The sequence below is a fragment of the Streptomyces laculatispora genome, assembly GCF_017353455.1.
Taxonomy (GTDB): domain Bacteria; phylum Actinomycetota; class Actinomycetes; order Streptomycetales; family Streptomycetaceae; genus Streptomyces; species Streptomyces laculatispora.
Window position 1 is genome coordinate 1 of record NZ_JAFMPZ010000026.1, and the last position, 3,538, is coordinate 3,538.

3 protein-coding genes and 1 pseudogene are annotated in these 3,538 nt (G+C 74.6%); 1 reads left to right on the forward strand and 3 read right to left on the reverse strand.

All coding sequences use genetic code 11. The features are described from left to right. Positions 1 to 93 precede the first annotated feature (93 nt). Positions 94 to 1,272, reverse strand: a complete 1,179-nt coding sequence (locus J1C73_RS01050; RefSeq protein ID WP_207314642.1) for an ROK family transcriptional regulator — start codon at positions 1,270 to 1,272, stop codon at positions 94 to 96. Between the two features lie 155 nt (positions 1,273 to 1,427). On the opposite strand from J1C73_RS01050, the gene J1C73_RS01055 reads away from it, so the two are divergent. Next, the gene (locus tag J1C73_RS01055; protein ID WP_207314643.1) at positions 1,428 to 2,660 is read left to right on the forward strand and encodes an MFS transporter; all 1,233 of its coding nucleotides are present in this window, start codon (positions 1,428 to 1,430) and stop codon (positions 2,658 to 2,660) included. Positions 2,661 to 2,714: 54 nt separating this feature from the next. Here J1C73_RS01055 and J1C73_RS01060 read toward each other — a convergent pair whose 3' ends face one another. Continuing rightward, on the reverse strand, positions 2,715 to 2,957 hold the full coding sequence (locus J1C73_RS01060) for a hypothetical protein (RefSeq protein ID WP_207314644.1): 243 nt from the start codon (positions 2,955 to 2,957) through the stop codon (positions 2,715 to 2,717). Positions 2,958 to 3,192: 235 nt separating this feature from the next. Beyond that, a pseudogene (locus J1C73_RS01065) lies at positions 3,193 to 3,538 on the reverse strand (transcriptional regulator); the annotation flags it as partial.

Here is a 3,538-nt window from a genome sequence, read left to right on the forward strand (position 1 = left end):
CCCCCACACCGCCCGGCGGTGACCGGATCGCCCCCGGTCACCGTCGGGCCCTCCGCGTTCCGCCCGGGACTCGGGCCAAGGGTGCCGGGACCGTCACAGCACCGGGGTGAACAGCGCGTCCTGGGCCGCCTCGCGGGCGGCCAGCAGGGCGCCGCGCAGGACGGCGGTGCCGCCGAGCAGACCGGCCCTGACCTCGGTCCGCAGGGGGGACATCATGGCCAGCCGCTCCTCGACCCGCGCGGCCAGCGCGTCGCCGCCGGCGAGGCCGACCTCGCCCGACAGCAGCACGCACCCCGGGTCCAGGACCGAGACGACCGCTGCCGCGCCCAGGGCCAGCCGGTCGGCGAGCGCGTCGAGGAACGCCTCGCCGTCGCCCTCCCCGGCGAGGGCCGAGCGGACGGCGACCGCCGCGCCCGGCTCGCGGCCGCCGGACGGGACGGTGATGCCGTGGGCGGCGGCCAGCCCGCACAGCGGGACCGAGCCGACCAGGGAGTGAAAGCCGCCGTCGCAGTTGACGGCCGAGGGGATGCCGACGGCGCCGGGGACCGGCAGGAAGCTGATCTCGCCCGCGCCGCCGGAGGCCCCGCGGCGCAGCTTCCCGTCCAGCATGACGGCGGCCCCGACGCCGTGCCCGAGCCACAGCAGGACGAACGTGTCGTGGTCGCGGGCGGCGCCTGCGCGGTGTTCGGCGACGGCGGCAAGATTGGTCTCGTTCTCGACGAGCACCTTCGCGGGCAGCCGCTGCTGGAGGGCGCGCACCAGGGTGCGGTGCCAGGCGGGCAGTCCCGTGGTGTCGCGGAGTTCTCCGGTGACCGGGTCGATCAGTCCGGGGGCGCCGATGCCGACGCTGTGCAGCGGTGCGGCACCGGCCCGGCGCGCGGTGCGTTCCAGGAGGGCCACGGCCTGTTCGACGGCGTCCTCGGTAGTGGTCTCGCCGCCGATCGGCAGGGTGGCCTCGGCCAGCGTCGCGCCCAGGAGGTCGGCGACGACCACCGCGAGGCTGTCGGTGCGGACGTCGAGGGCGGCCAGATGGGCGCGGTCCGCGACGATCCCGTAGAGGCGGGCGTTGGGGCCGCGGCGATCGGCCCCGGCCTCTCCGACCACCCGGACCAGGCCCGCCCCCTGAAGCCGTTCGACCAGGTCGGCGACGGTGGGCCGGGAGAGTCCGGTCAGCATCTTCAGCTGCGTGGCCGTCAGCGGGCCGTCCTGCTGGAGGAGCCGCAGGGCGAGCCGGTCGTTGATGGCCCTGGCGGTGCTCGGTGATGCGGGCATGCCGGCGATCCTTCCAGACCGCCGCCGCGGTGAGACCGGCGCGGTCTATTTATCAGGCAGGGTTCCTGATAGTTTACTGCCCGCATCGTGGAGACGGGCGCCGGGAAGCGTCGGAACCGCGGCACAGGAGATTTCCCAGGGGAGGGCACGGCGGTATGACGACGGATTCCACGGCAACGGTCTTCAGCACGGATCAGGTGAGGCGCGCCAGGTACGCCGTCGCCACGGTCTTCACGGTGCACGGGGCGGTGACCGGCAGTTTCGCCACCCGGGTGCCCTGGATACAGGAGCACGCCGGGCTCAGCGCCGGGCAGCTCGGCATAGCCCTGGCCTTCCCGGCGATCGGCGCGTCGCTGGCGATGCCGCTGGCCGGCGCGGTCAGCCACCGCTTCGGAGCCCGGACGGCGCTGCGCGGGCTGCTGATGCTGTGGACCCTGGCGCTGATCCTGCCCTCCATGGCCCCCAATCTGCTGACACTGTGCGCGGCCCTCCTGGTGTACGGGGCGTCGGCGGGCATGTCGGACGTGGCGATGAACGCGCTCGGCGTCGAGGTGGAGAACCGCCTCAACAAGTCGATCATGTCGGGGCTGCACGGGATGTGGAGCGTGGGCGCCCTGGTCGGTTCGGCGGCGGGCACGGTGGCCGCCCATCTGGGGGCCGACGCGCGGCTGCACCACGTCATCGCCGCGCTCGTCCTCACCGTGCTCGGCCTGATCGCCTGCCGACGGGTGCTCGACCTGCGCAGCGAGCCGGACGCGGAGGCTCCGCCGCGCTTCACCCTGCCGCCCAAGTCGGCCCTGGTCATCGGCGCGGTGGGCTTCTGCGCGGTGTTCGCCGAGGGCGCCAGCCTGGACTGGTCGGCGGTCTACCTCCGGGACGTCCTGGACAGCTCGGCGGGCCTGGCGGCGGCTTCGACGACCGCGTTCGCGCTGACCATGGCGGTGGCCCGGATCGCCGGTGACCGGGTCGTCGACCGCTTCGGCGCGGTACGGACCGTACGGACCGGCGGCGTCCTCGCCACGGTCGGCGGGGTGCTGGTGGTCACCGCACCCCACGCGGCCCTGGCGATGTGCGGGTTCGGCCTGATGGGCCTCGGCATCGCCGTGGTCGTGCCGCTCGCCTTCGCGGCGGCGGGGCGCAGCGGACCGAACCCGAGCCAGGCGATCGCGGGCGTCGCGACGATCACGTACACCTCGGGCCTGATCGCCCCGTCGGCGATCGGTTCGCTCGCCGAGGCGACCTCGCTGATCGTCTCCTTCGGCCTCGTGTCGGTGCTGGCCTTCGGGCTGGTGCTCGGAGCCGGTGTGCTGCGCGCGGGCGACCGCAAGGCCGTGGCCTCCCCGGACGCCGGTGTTCCGAGCACGGCGCCGGCCGAGCCGCGCCCCTGAACCGTCCGGCCCACGGGCGCGGCGGGCGGTTCAGCCGGCGATCGGGTCGAGCTGTTACGCGGCGGGCCGCGGGGTCCAGAGGTCGCCGCCGGGCGGCGCCTGAAGCCGTCCGACGGCCGCTCGGGCCCCGGCGTCGCCCGCTTCGGCGGCCGCGTGCACGATGCCGCTCGCCGCGTACCGGTGGAACTCCAGCTCCGGATGGGGCCAGGGGGACTCCCGGGTCGCGGCGGGCAGCAGGTAGCCGATCTCCTTGAACAGGCTCTGGCCCTGGGGTCCTTCGTACGCCCAGCGGTCCACTCCGACCGGTCTGGCCCTCGCGGGCCTCGACCCGCCTACGCCTCGGCAACCGCCACGGTCGCCGCACTCCGCATCCGACCCGCACCAAGACCGAGACCACCGGGTCTCGCTTCCACGCCTCGCGCCGTCGGCCGAGGCTTTCCGTGTACCGGCCGTGAGACCGCCGCGCAGGATCGCCGACCTGCGCGAGAAGGCGGAGGTGGAGAGGGCTTGAGCGGCGTGGTGAGTTCCGTTCTCACCGCGCCGGGACGGTCTCTGGTCCTGGGGTGCGGGCGGCGTGGGCGTAGCGGGCGGCGAGGTCCCCGAATGCGGTGGCCAGTTGGGGCGGGCCGACGACCTCGATAGCGGTGTCGAAGCGGCCGATGGCGGCGGCGAGTCCGGTCCATGACCAGGAGCCGAGGATGAGCCGGCAGTGGTGGGGGCCGAGTTCCACGACGACTCCGTCCTGGGCGAAGGGCGCGACCTCGGCGGCCGGGAGGTGGAGGATGACTTCGCCTCGGCAGGGCCAGTCGGTGGTGGTGCCGTCGTTGCCGCGGAACCAGCTGGTGACGAAGGTGGAGACGGTGCCTCCGGGGAGGTCG

What these genes read in the sequence shown, in the direction of transcription:
- J1C73_RS01050 (WP_207314642.1), bottom strand. Translation starts at nt 1,272, where the DNA reads ATGCCCGCATCACCGAGCACCGCCAGGGCCATCAACGACCGGCTCGCC.
- J1C73_RS01055 (WP_207314643.1), top strand. Translation starts at nt 1,428, where the DNA reads ATGACGACGGATTCCACGGCAACGGTCTTCAGCACGGATCAGGTGAGG.